Raw genomic sequence first — 17,296 nt, forward strand, 5'->3', positions numbered from 1 at the left:
CTCATGAGTGCAGTGAACCACATTCCGCGCGGCGCGGCAACAGGTCAGATGCTGGAGCGGCGCCCCGTCAGGTCGCAGCGCTGGCCGCGCTTCAGGTAGATCACGCGATCGCCGAGGCCGCAGGCCTCGATGTGCTCCGTGAAGTCGCTCAGCGGCGAGGCGAACGCCTTGTAGTCGTCGAAGTGGACCGGCACCACGGCGGGGGCGTCGACCAGGTCGGCGTAGCGGGCGCCCTGCTCGCCGTCCATCGTCACCGTCAGGCCGAGCAGCTTGGTGCCGCCCAGGTGGATCACGGCGACGTCGATGTCGGGGAAGCGGCGCGGGATCGCCTCCAGCCGCCGGTCCATGATCGTGTCGCCGCTGATGAGCAGCCGCAGGTCGGGCAGTCCGTCAGGGTCGGAGAACTCCAGCATGCTGCCCATCACCGGCGGCAGCAGCGCCTCGACCGGGCCGGGCGCGTGGCGGGCCGGCAGCGCGGTGATCGTCACCGACCCGCCGGGGCCGCGCAGCTCGTGCTGCTGCCACGTGCCGATGCCCACCGTCCGGGTGAACCCCTGCCGGCTCAGCCGCGACGCCGCGTGCCGGGTGGTGACGATCTCCGTGTCCCGGTCCAGGCGCCTGCGGGCGACCCGGTCCCAGTGGTCGCCGTGCAGGTGCGACAGCACCACCGCGTCCAGCGGCGGCAGCTCGTCGATGCTCAGCGCGGGCTCGGTCAGGCGCTTGGACGTCAGCCCGTAGCCGAGGTAGGCGCGCTGGCCCCGGTGCAGGAAGTTCGGGTCGGTGAGCAGGTTGAACCCGTTGTAGCGGATCAGGGTGGTGGCGTTCCCGATGAACAGCAGGCTTCCGTGGCCGGTGACGGGCATGGCGTCCTCTCTCGGACGGGAGCGTCAGGACGGTGCCGGGACTCATCCACGACATTCGTCCCCTTTGAACCGATAAATCACCACCTGCCACGGATGCCAGGAACCAAACGCCCGGTCACCGCGGGACGAGGCCGTGCAGGCACGTGGCCACCACGCGACCGGCGAACCCCGGCGGGACCCGGATCTCCTCCACCGGGACGCCGGACAACAGAGGGGGCAGGACGAGCTCATGACAGGCGCCCACCACCATGGTGGCCGCGGCCTCGGGATCGGCGTCCGCCGCGACCCTCCCGGCGGCCTGTTCGGCGCGCAGGAAATCCGTCAGTCTTACGCGCAGCCCGCCGTCATCCTGATGGTCGTCCTCGTCGAGCCCCGCGAGCCGGGCCAGGACGCCCGGCCGGGCCACGAGGCCGGCGAACGCGGGCAGGATCGCCAGGTGCAGGGCCACCCCGTGCTCCACGTACGCCCGCAGACCCGTCTCCAGGTCACCCTCGCCGGGCCGGGGCAGCGGCGGGAGCCCGCCCCGGACCGTGCGGACGTGCGCCCGCAGCGCCCGCGCGATCAGCTCCTCCTTGTCGGCGAAGTGGTTGTAGAGGACCCCGTCGGCCACCCGCGCCTCCTTGGCGATGGCCCGCACGGTCAGCCCCGCCGCCCCCTGCCGGGCGATCAGCCGCTCGGCCGCCGCGACGAGATGCGCGGGCAACGACTCGCTGTCGGGGACGGCCGCCGCCTTGCGCGGGCTCACGCACGTACCGCCGTGATCAGGTTGGCCCGGCCGCGGATCCGTACGCCGTCCGCCTGCTCGTGCGGGCGCAGGGCGGGCTCCAGCGCGGCCACGGCACGCTCGGCGGCGGCCGGTTCCGCGAGGGAGAGCCGGTAGCGGACGGGCCCCCATGCGGCGAGGAACGCGGCGGCGTCCGCCGCGTCGCGCCCCCACAGCTGGTCGGACTCCACCGGCGTCACCGCCACGTCCGCGAACCCCGCCGCGGTGAACACCTCCTCGACGCGGGCCGGGTCGGCGAACGAGGCAGGGGAGGTGCCGTCGGGCGACTCGGGCGGCGGCGGCAGGTGGGCGGCCATGGCGGCGAACACCGCGCCCAGCGCCGGGATGTCGCGCAGGCTGAGGAACGCGACCCGCCCGCCCGGCGCCAGCGCCTCGCCGATGTTGCGGAAGGCGGCCACCGGATCGGCGAAGAACATGATGCCGAACCGGCTGATCGCCAGGTCGTACGCGCCCGCGCCGAGATCGTGCACCTGGGCGTCGCCCTGGGTGAAGGTCACGTTGCCCACCCCTTCGGCGGCGGCCAGCTCGCGGGCCTTGGCGAGCATCGGCGCCGACAGGTCGATCCCGGTCGCCGCGGCGCCCAGGCCCGCCGCCAGCCGCGTGACCTGGCCGGTGCCGCACCCGACGTCGAGCACCCGGTCGCCGGCGCGCACCCGCCGCAGCAGGTGCTCGTTGAAGCCGCCGTTCATGGCGTCGTAGCGGTCGTGGTGGGACGCCCAGTGAGAGCCCTCGTAGCCGTTCCACGCCTCGGCCTGGTGAGCGTTGACGATAGCCATGTCACTCCTTATGAACGTACGTTCATGAACAGTCATTCACCATGTTACCCTGCCCGCATGGCGATCATCGCGAGTCCCGTGACCGATCCCGTCGCCCACCACGGGGAGGGGCCCGTGTGGCACCCGCGCTGGGGCGGCCTGCGCTGGGTCGACATGCTGGCCGGCGACCTGCTCGCGCTCGACGGCCGGGGCGGCGTGCGGCGCAGGCACGTCGGCTCGCTGGCCGCCGTCGTCAGGCCGCGCGCGGGCGGCGGGTTCCTGGTCGCCGCCGAGCGGGAGCTGCTGCTGGCCGGCACCGATGACCTCGACGCGCCGCTGCGCTCCCTGGGCGAGGCGTGGCACGACACGTCGGTGCGGATGAACGAGGGCGGCTGCGACCCCGACGGCCGCTTCTACATCGGCTCGATGGCCTGGGACCAGAGTCCGGGCAAGGGCTCGCTGTACGTGGCCGCGCCCGACGGGACGCTGACCGTGGTGCTGCCCGAGGTGAGCATCTCCAACGGCCTCGACTTCAGCCCCGCCGGAGACCGCGCCTACTACGCCGACACCACGACCGGGCGGGTGGACGTCCTCGACTACGACCCCGGGCGCGGGCTGACCGGCCGCCGCCCGTTCGCCGTCGTCGAACGGGGGCAGCCCGACGGGCTGACCGTCGACGCCGAGGGCGGCGTGTGGGTCGCGCTCTGGGACGGCGGGGCCGTCCACCGCTACGGCCCCGACGGCGCCCTCGACGCCGTGGTCGAGCTTCCGGTACGCAAGGTCACCGCGGTGACGTTCGGCGGCGACGACCTGGACCGGCTGTTCATCACCACCTCCGCGATCGACGCCGACCGCGTCGAGGAGCCGCACGCCGGCGCCGTGTTCACCGCCGAGCCGGGAGTGCGGGGCCGCCCGGTCCTGGAGGCGGCCCTCTGAGGGCGCGCTCGTGACCAGCGGGGAAGAGCCCGGCGACGCCGGCGGTTTGCACAAATATGGACGAAATCGACGTGGTGGTGATCGGCGCCGGGCAGGCAGGGCTGTCCAGCGCCTACTTCCTGCGCCGGTTCGGCCACGACCCGCTGGTCCTGGACTCCGGCGACGGCCCCGGCGGCGCGTGGCGGCACCGCTCGCCCACGCTCACCATGGACAAGGTGCACGGCGTCTTCGACCTGCCGGGCATCCGCCGCGAGGCGGACGGCGACGGCGGCGACGGCGGCGATGACGGCGATGACGGCGACGACCGGCCCGCCGCGTCCGTCGTGCCCGCCTACTACGCCGACTACGAGCGGCGGCTCGGCCTGGACGTGCGCCGGCCCGTCAAGGTGACCAGGGTCGAGCCGGGCCCCGGCGACCGCCTCCTGATCACAGGGGAGGACACCCACCGGTGGGCCGCCCGCGCCGTCGTCAACGCCACCGGCACCTGGACGCGCCCGTACTGGCCCTACTACCCGGGCGCCGCGGAGTTCCGCGGCCGGCAGCTGCACTACGCCTCCTACCGGGGTCCCGACGGGTTCGCCGGGCGGCGGGTGGTCGTGGTGGGCGGCGGCCATTCGGCCGCGCACGTGCTGGCGGAGCTGGCCGGGGTCGCCGAGGAGACGTTCTGGGTGACCAGAAGGCCGCCCGACCTGCGGACCGACGACTTCGGCGAGCAGGCCAGGCGGGACGCGGTGGCCATGGTGGAGGCGCGGGTCCGCGCCGGGCTGCCGCCGCGCAGCGTCGTCAGCGTGACCGGCCTCGGCGCCACCGCCGTCGTCCGGCAGGCCATGGAGGCGGGAGCGCTGCGCCGCCTGCCGATGTTCGAGCGGATCACCCCCGACGGCGTCGTCTGGCCGGACGGCCGGTACGAGCCGGCCGACGTGATCATCTGGGCCACCGGCTTCCGGTCGGCCCTGGACCACCTGGCGCCGCTGCGGCTGCGGGAGCCCGGCGGCGGCATCAAGGTCGACGGCACCCGGGCGGTCCGCGAGCCGCGGCTGCACCTGGTCGGGTACGGGCCGTCGGCGAGCACGATCGGCGCCAACCGGGCCGGACGAGGCGCGGCCCGCGCCGTGCACGACCTGCTTTCCGCGTCCCGGGCCGCCGCCTGACCAAGCCGGGGCCGATACGGATAAATCATGAACGGTCACGGGTGAGCGAGAGATCCCCTACTATCGTGCCTCGAAAGTGGGCACGCCCGGGCCGTGCGGTTCAGGACCGGAGACGCGTCCTGCACCATGCGGCGAAGGAGAAGCGTGGCGGTTGCGTCCCCCGCCGGAAGGCGGCGCGCCTCCCTCCGAGTTCTCGGCACGACAGTCCTCACGACCGTCCTCTGTGCCGCCCTGACCCCGGCGCTCCCGCCGTCCGCGCTCGCGGACCCGAAGCCCACGGTCAAGCAGCTGGAGAAGGAGCTGGCCGATCTCCAGAAGGAGTCCGACAAGCTCATCGAGGACTACTACCACGGCCGCCGCGACCAGCAGCAGGCGGAGAAGGCCGAGAAGGCCGCCAGTGAGAAGCTGGCCGAGGCCCAGGCGGTGTTCGACCGGCAGGCCACCGAGCTGCGCGCCATGGCCGTCAGCCAGTACATGAACGGCGGCTCCGAGAACATGGCGCTGCTGACCGGCATCGAGGACCGGGGGGTGCAGATCCGCCGGCTGGCGCTCACCCAGCACCTCATCGATGAGCAGCAGGCCACGCTCGCCGGCTTCGCCCAGGTCCGGGACCGCCACCGGCAGGCCCAGCAGGAGGCCGAGGCCCGGCGGGACGAGCTGGCCGCCTCCGTGCAGGACCTCGACGGCCGGCGCAAGAAGGCGGAGCGGACGATCGGGAAGATCCGCGACAAGATCGACCAGCTCCACGAGGTGCCCGGCCGCCGCTCCGACGGCACGTTCGTGCCGCAGCTCCCCGACGGGGCCGACAACATCACCCCGCGGATGCGCCTGGTCCGGAATCTGATCGAGAAACGCTTCGGCACCGGGCCGGGGATCGGCTGCTACCGGCCCATCCAGGACGGCGGCCAGCATCCTCTCGGCCGCGCCTGCGACTTCATGCTCAGCCGGGGCGGCGCCTTCCCCTCACCCGCCGAGGTGCAGCGGGGCCATGAGATCGCCGCGTGGGCCATCAAGAACGCCAGGCGGTTCGGCATCATGTACATCATCTACCGGCAGCGGATCTGGCACGTCCGGACGGGCGCCTGGCGCGTGATGACCGATCGCGGCGGCACCACCGCCAACCACTACGACCACCCTCACATCTCGGTCTACTGACCGCGCTTTCCTCGCCTCCGGCGGTGGGACGGCTCGGAAACCGTGGGGGATCTCCGCTTGCAACCACGGATAAAGCGGTATGAAGGCGGACAGAATAGCGGCGGCAAGTGCGCGGCAGGCGGTCGGGCTTATCACTGTGGTGCACACCCCGACAGCACACGGGGCCCCCGGGGACGGTCCCCGGGAGTTCTCATCCCTCAAGGAGAAGACATGCGCCGCTCGCTTCGCACCGTTCTCACGCTGGCCGCCGCGTCCGCGGCCACCGCCGTGGTCATGGGTTCCCCCGCCTCGGCCGACCCGCAGCCGCTGATCGCCGACCCGCCCGTGAAGAACTGGGGCTCCTACTACTCCAGCAACTTCAAGGCCAAGGCCAAGGGCACGCTCAAGACACACTGGAACCCGGCGCACAGCAAGAACGACGTCCGGATCAAGGGCAAGCTGTACGACCTCGACTTCCGCACCCTGCAGCAGGGCGGTAAGTGCGCGTACGTGCAGATCAAGGTCCACCACCTGTACCAGCCGTACTGGAAGTGGGACTACGCCAAGTCCTACAAGCTGTGCAACGCCGGCCAGGTGAAGCACTTCACGTTCTGGAAGCACAACGTGGACAAGGTTCGCATCCGCGTCAGCCAGATCGGCAAGTACAGCAACAACGTCGTCAAGCGCGGCCCCTGGCACCAGATCAACGTCTGATGTCACGACCGTGACGAGAAAGGCCCGCTCACCCGAGCGGGCCTTTTCCCGTGTTCTGTCAGAAGAGCGAGAACGCCGACCCGATGACCAGGAACGCCAGCAGGAGCACGAAGCCGGTCGGGATCGTGAGCAGCGCGAGCATGCAGCCCATCCCGCTCCACGGCTGCGGCGCCGGGCCGAGTGAGCCCCGGGCGTAGGCCCACATGGGGGCGCGGTACTCGACCGGCAGCGACATCCCGGGCTGCAGCCAGATCGTCAGGTCCGCTGGGCCGATCCGGGCCGGCATGACGTAGGGCAGGTGGACGTGGAGGTGATGCTGGCCCGGAGGCAGCGGGATCGTGTTGAGCCCCCACCGGCCCGCCGACGGCCGGCCGTTGATCACGATCATGGGCGTGATCATCGACAGCATGAAGCCGAGCCAGTGCCGCTTCATGTCGAGGACCAGCAACGCCTGCCCCGGCGGCGGAGCGGGCGGGGGCGGCTGGTTCCACGGGGGCTGCGGAGGGGGCGGATGCATGGCGGACATGCTACTGAAAGGGTGCCTTCCGCCCGCCTTCTTTCCGCATGCGCGGTTCGATCACCGGGTCAGCGCACGCGGCCGCGCGCCTTCAGCCGGGTGGCCGGCAGCACCGGGGCGGGCAGCGGCGCGCCGTCGTAGCCGCGGACCTCGCCGAACCCGTCACCCTCCATCCACTCCTTGCGGAACGCGGCGATCTCGTCATGATCGCGGCCGACGAAGTTCCACCACATCACGATCTCCTCGGCGAACGGCTCGCCGCCGATGAGCAGCACCCGCCCGTTCCCGCTCAGGCGCACGCCGTCGCGGCCGGGCGGCACGTAGCGCAGCGGGCCTGGCCGCAGCGGCGCGACGTCCCCGTCGAGCGGCAGCAGCCCGTGCTCGTACGCGGGGTCGAGCGGGATCTCGGCGTCCCCGGCGACCAGGATCTCCGCGCCCACGAGCGGGCTATAGGCGGTCGCGGGCGAGCGGACCCCGCCCAGCGCGCCCATGAACACGGTGGCCGTGTAACCGGCCCCGGACAGCACGGGCAGCGTGGCGTGGTGCTCGAAGCCCGGCGCCACCCGCCGGTGCGGCCCCGGCAGCGCCACCCACAGCTGCACCCCGTGCAGCAGGCCGAGCCGCGACTCCTCGGAGTGGGAGATGCCGCGCCCGGCCGTCATGAGGTTGAGGCTGCCGGGCCGGATCGCCCGCAGGCTGCCCAGGCTGTCGCGGTGCAGCACCTCGCCGGCCACCAGCCAGCTCACGGTCTGCAGACCGGTGTGCGGATGCGGCGCGACCCGCATCTCCGCCTGCTCGGGACCGTAGGCGTCGACGAAGCACCAGGCGCCGATCATGCGCCGGCGCACGTGCGGGAGAGTCCGCGTGACGGTCATCGCGCGCGGGCCGCCGAGCGGCACCGCGCGTCCTTCCAGCACCTCGCCGCCGTCGCCGTCCCCGCCTCCGGGACCGCACAGGATCTCGCGGGGATCGGCCTCCAGGTTGCTCATCCTCCGACTGTACGGGCCGAGCCCAGAGTCTCCCACCAGGTGTCGAACGCGGGGACGTCCCCGGTGTCCACGAGCTCGCCGGGCCTGGGCACCACGAACCGCACGTCACGCGCCTTGGCCTCGCGCCACATCCGGTCGACCGGCTCGGCCCACGGGTGCAGCGCCAGCGTGAACGTCGCCCAGTGGACCGGCAGCAACAGCTTCCCGCCCAGGTCGATGGTGGCGTTGACCGCCTCCTCCGGGTTCATGTGGATGTCGGGCCAGGACGGGCTGTAGGCGCCGATCGGCATGATCGTCAGATCGAACGGCCCGTGGGCGGCGCCGATGCCCTTGTAGCCCTCGAAGTAGCCGGAGTCGCCCGCGTAGAAGACCCGGTTGGCGGCGCCGGCCACCACCCACGAGCCCCACAGCGTGTCGTTGCGGGTGAACGACCGGCCGGAGAAGTGGCGGGCGGCCGTGGCGGTGAACCGCAGCCCGGCCACCTCCGCCTCCTCGTCCCAGTCGAGCTCGATGATCCGGTACGCGGGCACGCCCCAGCGCTCCAGGTGGGCGCCGATGCCCAGCGGGACCAGGAACGGCGCGTGCTGGCCCCGGGTGAGGGCGCGCACCGTGGCCCGGTCGAGATGGTCGTAGTGGTCGTGCGAGATCACCACGGCGTCGACCCGCGGCAGCCCGCCCAGCGGCACCGGCACCGGGTGGTGCCGCACCGGGCCGACCAGCTGCGAGGGTGACGGCCGCCGGCTCCACACCGGGTCGAACAGCACCCGCCTGCCCTCGATCTCCACCAGCGTGGACGCGTGCCCGTACCAGACCGCGCGCAGCCCGCCCGCCGGGGGCGGGTCCGACGGCGGCACCCGCACCGGGATGGGGCCGGACGGGCGGCGCAGGTCCTTGTCCTTGGCCAGCTCGGCCAGCATGCCCACGGGCGGCCCCGCCATCAGCGTGACCCGTTCAGGCATCGGGTTGAAGAAGGTGCCGTCGCGGAACTGCGGCGAACGCCGCATCCTGTCGGCCCGGGCCGGCCCCGAGGTCAGCGGCCGGACGCCCAGCTCGGCAGGCACCTGGCGCAGCGCCCAGCCCGCCGCCGCCAGGACCGCGCCACCCGCCAGGACGCGCCGTACTGTCCGGAAACCCGTCATGCTCACACTCCCCTGGAAAGCGTCCTCCCTACCGGAAACCCGGCGAGAGGGCCCCGATGTTCCCAGTTAGTACGATATATCGCGATAGATCAGAGTGCTTCACCCGTTGCGCCAGGACCCTGATCAGTCGAGCGTCGTGACGCCCTGCCCGGCCCACAGCGCCCGCGAGACCGCCTGCGGGTCGTCCGCGTCGGACGGTTCGACGTCGAACAGGTGGGTCGTCGCCCTGCCCGCCTCGTAACGGGGCCAGCCCGGATCGCCGGTCGCGGCGAAGCGCACCCACGCGGTGCGGAACTGCTCCGACATCCGCTCCGCGTCCGGCGAGCCGCCGATCATCATGCCGCCCAGCTGGCCGTTCGTCGTGCCGAACACCAGCGGCACGTCCAGGCCGTGGCAGGCGCCGAGGAAGGAGGTCGGCGCCCAGGTCAGCTCGTAGAGCCAGGCCGGGCCCCGATGCGCCTCGGCCAGCAGCGTGGTCGGCATCCGGAACAACCAGTCGGACATCAGCATGACGTACGCCTGCTCGTCGCCGTCCGGCGCCGCCTTCCGGTAGACCGCCTCGGCGCCCGGCGGGGCCAGCCGCTCCAGCGCCCCCGCCAGATTGACCGTCCGCTTCGGGCTCGCCGCGTGGAAGGTGAGGAACTCGTCGCGGTTGTAGCCGGTGATCAGCTGCACGTCACGGGACGCCCCGCCGCGCAGGGCCTGCCACGGCAGCTCCGGCAGCACCTCGCCGTCGACCACCGGCGCGAACGCGATCGCCGCGCTCGCCAGCAGCCCCCACCGGTCGTGGCGGCCGGTCAGCTCCTCCTGCGTGAACGCCGCCGCCGCGGCCACCATCCGCTCCGGCGGCACGTCGTGCGGGGAACCGCCGCCCGCCCGCGCCATGATCGCGTCGGTCACCCGGGCGGCCAGCGCGGGGGAGAGGAACACCCCCGGGACGCTCTGCGCGATCGCCCGCCGGAACAGCCCCGCGGCCGACGGCATCGCCATCAGGCACGCCACCGACCCGGCCCCCGCCGACTCGCCGAAGACCGTCACGTTGCCCGGGTCGCCGCCGAACGCCGCGATGTTGTCACGCACCCACCGCAGCGCCGCCACCTGGTCGAGCAGGCCCCGGTTCGCCGGGGCGCCCGGCACCTGGCCGAAGCCCTCCATGCCGACCCGGTAGTTGAGCGTCACCACCACCACGCCGTCGCGGGCCAGGAGGGTGCCGTCGTACTCGGGCCAGTCGGACGACCCCATCCAGTAGGCGCCGCCGTACAGCCAGACCATCACCGGCAGGCCGGACCCGCCCTGATCGGGTGTCCACACGTTGACCGTCAGGATGTCGAGCCCGGCGGCCGGATCCCACTCCGGCAGGCCGGGGAACATCGCCGGCTGCGGCGGGCGCGGCCCGAACCGGGTCGCCTCGAACGTGCCGTGCCACGGATCGACCGGCTCCGGGGCGGCGAACCTGAGCGGGCCGAACGGGCTCTTCGCGTAGGGGATGCCGGTGAAGACGGCGACGCCGTCATGCTCGGATCCGCGGACCTCACCGGTGCTGATCGTCGGCATGCACTCAGCCTAACGCTCCTGGCGGCCCCGGTCCGGGTACGGCCACGGGTTCGGCCGGCAGCCGCGCAGCGACTTCGACTGCTGCATCATCACCGGCGCCGGGCGGCCCGGCCCCGGGCAGGCGGCGTGCCGGTGGCCGAGCGCGTGACCCACCTCGTGGCTGATCAGGTAGTGGCGGTAGGCGGCCAGGTCGCCGTCGTACTGCGGGACGCCCTCGGCCCAGCGCAGCGCGTTGATGATCGACCGGGAGCCGTTCCAGCAGGACAGGTCGCCGCCGGTGCGCAACGGCAGGCACTCGCGGTCGGTGAGCCGCGGGCTGGACAGCGCCACCCGCAGCCGCACCGGCGGCCGGTCCACCCGCCGGAACCGGCCCCAGCCGCGCGGGTCGTTGAGCGTCCGGTGCACCTCGGCCGCGAACTCCCGCGGCTCGAACGGCAGCCCCCGCTCGACCTCCACCAGGTAGCGGATCACCCCGCCGCGCCCCCGGCCCGGCGCCGCGCCGCCGCGCGCGACCTCGTACCGGCCCGACGCCCGCTGCGGGACCCGCGGCGGCGCGCTCGGCATCGGAGGAGTCATCTCCGGCGGCTGTTCGGGCATCGGAGGAACCGTCTGCGGCGGCGGCTCGACGGGAGGCGACGTCGCGGGGGGCTCCGGCGGCGGACCGGGCGGGACCGCCCCGGAACACGCCGCCACCAGGCCCAGCAGGACCGGTATCACCAACGCGCGCACCCACGCCTCCCCACGAGTCACGACGGGGAGGTGACTGATCGTACCCGCTGCGTGACCGCCGCACCGGGTATTGCGCCCATCGTGCCCCCGCGGCAGGACCGGGCGTCAGCGCCCGCGCAGGCCGTAGGGGCGCACGTCGATCGGCGGCTCCTCGCCCAGCGCCAGCCCGGCGGCCAGCCGCCCGGCGAACGGGCCCGCCGTCAGGCCGTACGCGCCCATGCCCGTCGCCACGATCACCCGCTCGCCCACCGGCCCGACGAGCGGCGACCCCGGCGCGTACACCGGCCGCAGCCCCACCCGCGTCTCGCTCACCGTCGCCCCGAACAGGCCCGGCGCCACCCGCAGGCCCGCCTGCAGCACCTCGTCCAGACCGCCCACGGTGACCCGCGGCGCGAACCCCACGTCCTCGATCGTCGCCCCCACCACCACCCGCGAGCCCGGGAACCCCACCAGGTACGGCCCGATGTGCGGAAGCACGATCGGCCACCCCGACGTGTCCACGTCGTCCAGCGTCGCGTGCACGATCTGCCCCCGCCGGGGGAACACCGGCACCTCGACCCCCAGCCCCCGGCACACCTCCCCGGTCCACGCCCCCGCGGCCACGATCACCACGTCGACGTCCAGCGGCACCCCCTCACCGACCGCCCCCGGTCGCTCTTCCCCCACCTCCCCACCCGCCACCGCGACCTCCGACTCCCCGTACAGGACACCCCCACCGTCCCGCGCCCCACGCGAGCCCCCCACCGTCCCGCCCGGGGAACCCGCCGCACCCCCGGCACCTCCACCGACCTCCGGCCCGTGTGAGGCCCCCGCCGCTCCGCCGCCCCGCGAGCCCGTCGCGCCCCCGGCGTCTTCCCCTCCAGGCCCGTACGGGGAGCCTCCCGCGCCCCTGGTTTCTCCGCCCCCCTGCCCGTACGGGGAGCCCGGCGTGCCTCCGGCTTGGCCGCCGTCCGGTGGGCCGTACGGGGAATCCGGTCGGGGGGCGGGGGATTCGTACGGGGTGGGGCCGGGGGTGGCCTGGCGCCAGGAGGCCAGGTCCGAGGGGCCCGGGGAGGCGGGCGCGTCGGAGCCGCGGGAGTCCGCCTCGCGGACGTCGCGGACCAGCACGCCGCCGTCCGCCGTGAGCGTCGCCGTACCCGACCGCAGCTCGGCCCCCTGACGGACCGCCGCGCGCAGGAGCGCGGACCGCACCGCCCGCCCGTCCACCCGGGCCGCGCCCGGCACCAGCAGCGCGCTCAGGTCCTCGGCCAGCGGCGGGAACAGCGTGGACGGCGACGCCACGTCCACGACCTCCCCCATCTCCGGCGCCTCCGCGTACCGCCGCGCCAGCAGGGCGCGCACCGGCTCCAGGTCGGCGGGGTCGTCGGCCACGAGCAGCGCGCCCACCCGCGCGTACCCCATGGTCTCGCCCAGCGCCGCCACCAGCTCCGGGTAGTAGCGGGTGCCGGCGCGGGTCAGCCGGTACCAGGCGTCGTCGTCGGGGTGGTCGACCCACGGGCACACGATCCCGGCCCCCGCCTGGGTGGCCTGCCCGGGGTAGGCCCCGTCCACGACCGTCACCGACACACCCCGACCGCTCAGCCAGTGAGCCGCGGCGGCTCCGACTATGCCGCTCCCGATGACCGCAACACGCATGCTGCCATGATCCCAGCCGGGTTAACGTCGGAGAATGACAGTCGTACTCATCGGCACGCTCGATACCAAGGGCGACGAATACGGATGGCTGCGTGACAGGCTGATCGAGCTCGGCCAGGACGTCCTGGTGATCGACGCGGGCACCGGCGCGCCGGGCGTGTCGTACCCCGTCGACCACCCGAACGACCGGGTCGCGGCCGCGGCCGGCGCGGACCTGGAGGCGCTGCGCGCGACCGGCGACCGGGGCGCCGCCGTCACCGCGATGGGCGAAGGCGCGGCGGCGGTGCTGGCCGGGCTGCACGCGGCCGGGCAGGTCTCGGCCGTGCTCGCCGTGGGCGGCAGCGGCGGCTCGTCGATCGCCGCGCGGGCGGTCCGCGACCTGCCGATCGGCCTGCCGAAGCTCATCGTCTCCACGATGGCCGCCGGCGACGTGTCCCCGTACGTCGGGGCGAAGGACGTCACGCTCATGTACAGCGTCGTCGACATCGCCGGCGTCAACCGCCTGTCGCGGGTGATCCTCGGCAACGCCGCCGCCGCTGCCGCCGGGATGGCCGCCGCCTACCGCGAGCAGCGGGCCGAGGAAGGGGACCGGCCGCTGATCGGGGCGACCATGTTCGGGGTGACGACGCCCGCCGTGGACGCCGCCCGCGAACGGCTGCGCGACCTCGGGTACGAGGTGCTCGTCTTCCACGCCACCGGGGCCGGCGGCCGGGCCATGGAAGGGCTCGCCGAGAGCGGCCTGCTCGCCGGGGTGCTCGACCTGACCACCACCGAGCTGGCCGACGACCTGGTGGGCGGCGTGCTGTCGGCCGGGCCGGACCGGCTCACCGCCGCCGGGCGGCACGGCGTGCCGCAGGTGGTCGCGCCGGGCGCGCTCGACATGGTCAACTTCGGGCCGCGCGACACCGTCCCCGAGCGGTTCGCGGGCCGCGACCTGTACGTGCACAACCCGACCGTCACCCTCATGCGCACCACCACGGACGAGATGGCCGAGCTGGGCCGCAGGGTGGCGGCCAAGCTGGCGCGGGCGACCGGGCCCGCCGAGCTGTTCGTCCCGCTCAAGGGGGTGTCCGCGCTCGACGCCGAGGGCATGCCCTTCCACGACCAGGAGGCGGACGAAGCCTGCTTCGCCGCCCTGGCGGCGTTCCCCTCGACCGTCCGGCTCGACCTGCACATCAACGATCCGGAGTTCGGGCGGGCCATGGCCGACCGGCTCCACGAACTGATCGGAGGCAAGTAGATGAACCGGCAGACAGTGCTCGACCGCCTGCGCGCGACCGTCGCGCAGGGCAGGCCGGTGATCGGCGCGGGCGCGGGCACCGGCCTGTCCGCCAAGTGCGCGGAGGCCGGGGGCGTCGACCTGATCATCATTTACAACTCCGGCCGCTACCGGATGGCCGGGCGCGGCTCGCTCGCCGGGCTGCTCCCGTACGGCGACGCCAACCAGATCGTGGTCGAGATGGCCGCCGAGGTGCTGCCCGTGGTCGAGGACACGCCGGTGCTGGCCGGGGTCTGCGGCACCGACCCGTTCCGGGTCATGCCGCGCTTCCTCGACCAGCTCAAGGCCATGGGGTTCGCCGGGGTGCAGAACTTCCCGACCGTCGGGCTGTACGACGGGGTGTTCCGGCAGAACCTGGAGGAGACCGGCATGGGGTACGACCTCGAGGTCGAGATGGTCAGGCTGGCGCACGAACGGGAGCTGGTGACGGCCCCCTACGTGTTCGACGAGGACCAGGCGAGGGCCATGGCCGAAGCCGGGGCCGACGTGCTCGTCCCGCACGTCGGGCTGACCACCAGGGGCAGCATCGGCGCCGGCACCGCGCTCACGCTCGACGAGGCGGTGACCCGGGTGCAGGCCATGCGCGACGCCGCCGCGGCCGTCCGGCCGGACATCCTCGTGCTCTGCCACGGCGGGCCGATCGCCGAGCCGCAGGACGCCCAGTACGTGCTCGCGCGCACCAAGGGCGTGGTCGGCTTCTTCGGCGCGTCCTCCGTCGAACGCCTGCCCACCGAGCGGGCCATCACCGAGCAGGTCACCGCCTTCAAGAGCCTGGAGATCTGATGCTGATCAATCCTGACGCGGTCCCGACGATGACGTTCGACTGGGGCTCGATCAAGTGGTTCGTCACCCCGGCCGCCATCGCCGGCGCGGGCAGCACGCTCGGCGAGGTGATCGTCAACCCCGGCATGGGCCACGCCCGCCACAACCACCCGAACGCCGAAGAGGTGCTGTACGTCATCTCCGGCGAGGCCCGCCAGACCGTCGGCGACGGCGAGGAGTTCCCCATCCGCGAGGGCGACGCCGTGCACATCCCGATGGGCGTCTACCACTCGACCTACAACACCACCTGGCGTCCGCTCCGCCTGATCGTCACCTACACGCCGGGGGGCGAGGAGAAGGCCCTGGAAGCCGCCCCCGACTTCCACCTCCACCCGGCGGGCGACATCCCCGCCTGGCGGCGCTCCTGACCCGGTGGGCCGCCGGGCTCACCGCCCCGCGGCCCACCCGTACGTCTTCATCAGCACCGAGGCCAGCCGCGCGAACCGGTCGCCGTCGAGCACCGCGCCCTCGCGCCGGATGTCGTCCTCGTCCAGCACGAACACCCGGTCCAGCCGTACGTGGGAGACCTTGCCGTCGCGGCCCCACACGCCGAGCTCGAACCAGTCGGGCCCGTCGTCGCCCCGGCTGGACAACATCAGGCCCAGCAGCCTGCGCCCCGTCCGGCCCACCACGAGCAACGGCCGATCCTTGCCCCGCGACGGGTCCTCCTCGTACGGCACCCACGCCCACACGATCTCGCCCGGATCGGCGAGCCCGTCCAGGTCAGGCGAGTAGGCCAACGTGGCGGCCTCACGCAACGACCGCACCTCCCGCACGGCACCCTTGACGGGCCGCGGGTCCTCTCCGACATCACGCACCTGCCGGATCTTACGGACCCCACCCCACCCACCCCCAACCGGGCCCGGGTCTCACCGCCCACCCGGCCTGGCCGGGGCACCAACGAGCCCCCGGCCCGCGCCCAACTGGGTTCTTGTCTCCTGCTCACTCGGCTTGGCGCAGCAACGGATCTTGGCCCCCCGCGCTTGACCGAGCCCCTGTTTCGCTGCCTGCCTGGTCTGGTCGGGGTACCCGCGAGTCTCGTCCTTCCCGCGCCTGACTATGTCCCTGTCTCGTCGCCCGCCCAGCTGGGCGGGCGTGCCGACGGGCCCGCCTCCCCGGTCCTGACCGGCTCCCCGTCTCCTCGCTCGCCCGGCCTTGGCCGGGGTATCGACGGAAACCAGCCCGCCCGTGCCGACCGGGTCCCTGTCTCGCTGACCGCCCGTCCACACCGTGGGAGACGTCGAGGCCGGTGTCTGTGGGATGGGTCCTAAGGGTGGGCGGGCCGCGCGAAGTTCGGGCTGCGGCCGGACCCGAGAGGCAACAGAGGGCGGAGTCAGGGGCGCAGGAGGCGGCGCAGAGCTGTCGGGGTGTGGCCCAGGTGGTGGCGGACGGTGCGGGTGAGGTGGGCCTGGTCGGCGAAGCCGAGGTCGGCCGCCAGATCGGCGAGGCTGGGCTCGCCCTGCTCCAGCCGGTCGAGGGCGCGGCCGACGCGGACGCGGTTGCGGTAATGGGTGAGGGAGACGCCGAGCTCGCGGGTGAACGCGCGGCTGAGCCGGTAGGGCGAGACGCCGAGGAGCGCGGCCAGGGGGAGCAGGGCGTCGGAGGCGGGATGGCCGTCGGCGATGGCCTCCCGAGCGGCGTCGACCAGGGCGCGGGCCGAGGAACTGGCCGAAGTGCGGGCCGAGGGACGGACCGAAGTACGGGGAGAGGGGCTGGCTGAGGGGTGGAGAGAGGTGCTGGCTGAGGTGGAGGGAGGGGGGTGGGCTGAAGGGTGGAGAGAGGCGCGGGGTGAGGTGGGGGGCTGGTCGTCGGCGGGGGTGGGGGCGGTCGCGAGTTGGGAGAGCGCGGCCGAGATCAGCGGGAGGAGCGCCTCGGCGAGGTCGTCGGCGGGGTCGGCCGACAGGAGGCGGCGGTGGGCCAGGTCGAGGCGGGCGTCGACGTAGAGGGTGGAGCGGGTGAGCCGGGCGTCACCGGCCAGCGTGTGCCACAGGCCGGGGGACAGGTGCAGGGAGGTGCACACGTCGCCGCCCGCCGGGTGGGCGAACCGTTCCTCCTCGCCGGGGCTCGCGACGTAGGCCATGGTCGGGTCCACCACCGCGGCGTGCCCCCGCGACGCGCGACGGAATCGACCGCGGCGCACCAGGACCACCCGGTGGCCGCTGGACCGCTCGGCCGCGGACCAGCCGTGGTGGTCGTCGAGGCAGGTCACCGCGTCCACCACGAACCCGGCCCCCACCCTCAGCCGTCGTGCAGTGCGCATGCGCGGCAGATTACGCCCCGGCTCCGACAATCCCC

Annotated in this window: 18 protein-coding genes; 7 read left to right on the plus strand and 11 right to left on the minus strand. The window is 73.7% G+C overall.

The features are described 5' to 3' along the window. Window positions 1-44 precede the first annotated feature (44 nt). The 3 genes from ACGFI7_RS28345 to ACGFI7_RS28355 form a co-directional block, all read right to left on the minus strand. The gene (locus tag ACGFI7_RS28345; RefSeq protein WP_393409779.1) at window positions 45-863 is read right to left on the minus strand and encodes an MBL fold metallo-hydrolase; all 819 of its coding nucleotides are present in this window, start codon (window positions 861-863) and stop codon (window positions 45-47) included. A 115-nt stretch (window positions 864-978) separates the two neighbouring features. Next, entirely contained in the window at window positions 979-1,608 is a 630-nt protein-coding gene (locus ACGFI7_RS28350; protein WP_393409780.1) for a TetR/AcrR family transcriptional regulator, read from the minus strand. Continuing rightward, entirely contained in the window at window positions 1,605-2,423 is an 819-nt protein-coding gene (locus tag ACGFI7_RS28355; protein ID WP_393409782.1) for a class I SAM-dependent methyltransferase, read from the minus strand. Before ACGFI7_RS28355 ends, ACGFI7_RS28350 begins: the two co-directional genes overlap by 4 nt. A gap of 57 nt (window positions 2,424-2,480) precedes the next feature. Here ACGFI7_RS28355 and ACGFI7_RS28360 point away from each other — a divergent pair, with 57 nt between their 5' ends. The 4 genes from ACGFI7_RS28360 to ACGFI7_RS28375 all read left to right on the plus strand — a co-directional run bounded on the left by ACGFI7_RS28360 (window position 2,481) and on the right by ACGFI7_RS28375 (window position 6,337). Then, a complete protein-coding gene (locus tag ACGFI7_RS28360) occupies window positions 2,481-3,338 on the plus strand; it encodes an SMP-30/gluconolactonase/LRE family protein (protein WP_393409783.1) in 858 nt (285 codons plus the stop codon). Window positions 3,339-3,394: 56 nt separating this feature from the next. After that, entirely contained in the window at window positions 3,395-4,489 is a 1,095-nt protein-coding gene (locus ACGFI7_RS28365) for an FAD-dependent oxidoreductase (protein ID WP_393409784.1), read from the plus strand. Between the two features lie 144 nt (window positions 4,490-4,633). Further along, window positions 4,634-5,644, plus strand: coding sequence for a coiled-coil domain-containing protein (locus ACGFI7_RS28370; protein WP_393409785.1), 1,011 nt, complete (start codon window positions 4,634-4,636; stop codon window positions 5,642-5,644). A 210-nt stretch (window positions 5,645-5,854) separates the two neighbouring features. Then, window positions 5,855-6,337: a hypothetical protein gene (locus ACGFI7_RS28375; protein ID WP_393409786.1), complete on the plus strand. Its 483-nt coding sequence runs from the start codon at window positions 5,855-5,857 to the stop codon at window positions 6,335-6,337. A 58-nt stretch (window positions 6,338-6,395) separates the two neighbouring features. Here the strand turns inward: ACGFI7_RS28375 and ACGFI7_RS28380 are convergent, their stop codons facing one another. From ACGFI7_RS28380 to ACGFI7_RS28405, 6 genes are all read right to left on the minus strand, one after another. Beyond that, window positions 6,396-6,854: a hypothetical protein gene (locus tag ACGFI7_RS28380; RefSeq protein WP_393409787.1), complete on the minus strand. Its 459-nt coding sequence runs from the start codon at window positions 6,852-6,854 to the stop codon at window positions 6,396-6,398. A gap of 68 nt (window positions 6,855-6,922) precedes the next feature. Further along, window positions 6,923-7,843 (minus strand): pirin family protein, encoded by a 921-nt coding sequence (locus ACGFI7_RS28385; RefSeq protein ID WP_393409788.1) that lies wholly within the window; start codon window positions 7,841-7,843, stop codon window positions 6,923-6,925. Beyond that, complete coding sequence (locus tag ACGFI7_RS28390) at window positions 7,840-8,982, minus strand: MBL fold metallo-hydrolase (RefSeq protein WP_393409789.1); 1,143 nt, start codon at window positions 8,980-8,982, stop codon at window positions 7,840-7,842. The genes ACGFI7_RS28385 and ACGFI7_RS28390 overlap by 4 nt, the downstream gene beginning before the upstream one ends. Window positions 8,983-9,105: 123 nt before the next feature. Beyond that, window positions 9,106-10,536, minus strand: a complete 1,431-nt coding sequence (locus tag ACGFI7_RS28395) for a carboxylesterase/lipase family protein (protein WP_393409791.1) — start codon at window positions 10,534-10,536, stop codon at window positions 9,106-9,108. A 9-nt stretch (window positions 10,537-10,545) separates the two neighbouring features. Then, window positions 10,546-11,265: a DUF3152 domain-containing protein gene (locus ACGFI7_RS28400; RefSeq protein WP_393409792.1), complete on the minus strand. Its 720-nt coding sequence runs from the start codon at window positions 11,263-11,265 to the stop codon at window positions 10,546-10,548. Between the two features lie 105 nt (window positions 11,266-11,370). After that, window positions 11,371-12,900: an NAD(P)/FAD-dependent oxidoreductase gene (locus ACGFI7_RS28405; RefSeq protein ID WP_393409793.1), complete on the minus strand. Its 1,530-nt coding sequence runs from the start codon at window positions 12,898-12,900 to the stop codon at window positions 11,371-11,373. Between the two features lie 34 nt (window positions 12,901-12,934). On the opposite strand from ACGFI7_RS28405, the gene ACGFI7_RS28410 reads away from it, so the two are divergent. The 3 genes from ACGFI7_RS28410 to ACGFI7_RS28420 are packed head-to-tail and all read left to right on the plus strand — an operon-like array spanning window position 12,935 to window position 15,369. Continuing rightward, window positions 12,935-14,140 carry a Tm-1-like ATP-binding domain-containing protein gene (locus ACGFI7_RS28410; RefSeq protein WP_393409795.1) on the plus strand — a complete coding sequence of 402 codons (1,206 nt, stop codon included), beginning with the start codon at window positions 12,935-12,937 and terminating at the stop codon, window positions 14,138-14,140. Continuing rightward, entirely contained in the window at window positions 14,141-14,962 is an 822-nt protein-coding gene (locus ACGFI7_RS28415; protein ID WP_393409796.1) for a phosphoenolpyruvate hydrolase family protein, read from the plus strand. Beyond that, window positions 14,962-15,369 carry a cupin domain-containing protein gene (locus ACGFI7_RS28420; RefSeq protein ID WP_393409797.1) on the plus strand — a complete coding sequence of 136 codons (408 nt, stop codon included), beginning with the start codon at window positions 14,962-14,964 and terminating at the stop codon, window positions 15,367-15,369. The genes ACGFI7_RS28415 and ACGFI7_RS28420 overlap by 1 nt, the downstream gene beginning before the upstream one ends. 18 nt (window positions 15,370-15,387) lie before the next feature. On the opposite strand, the gene ACGFI7_RS28425 is transcribed toward ACGFI7_RS28420, so the two are convergent. Both ACGFI7_RS28425 and ACGFI7_RS28430 read right to left on the minus strand, forming a co-directional pair. Then, window positions 15,388-15,819 carry a type II toxin-antitoxin system PemK/MazF family toxin gene (locus ACGFI7_RS28425; protein WP_393409799.1) on the minus strand — a complete coding sequence of 144 codons (432 nt, stop codon included), beginning with the start codon at window positions 15,817-15,819 and terminating at the stop codon, window positions 15,388-15,390. Window positions 15,820-16,334: 515 nt separating this feature from the next. Next, a complete protein-coding gene (locus ACGFI7_RS28430; protein WP_393409801.1) occupies window positions 16,335-17,261 on the minus strand; it encodes a helix-turn-helix domain-containing protein in 927 nt (308 codons plus the stop codon). Between the last annotated feature and the right edge of the window lie 35 nt (window positions 17,262-17,296).

It is taken from the genome of Nonomuraea sp. NPDC048826 (assembly GCF_043198225.1).
GTDB lineage: Bacteria > Actinomycetota > Actinomycetes > Streptosporangiales > Streptosporangiaceae > Nonomuraea.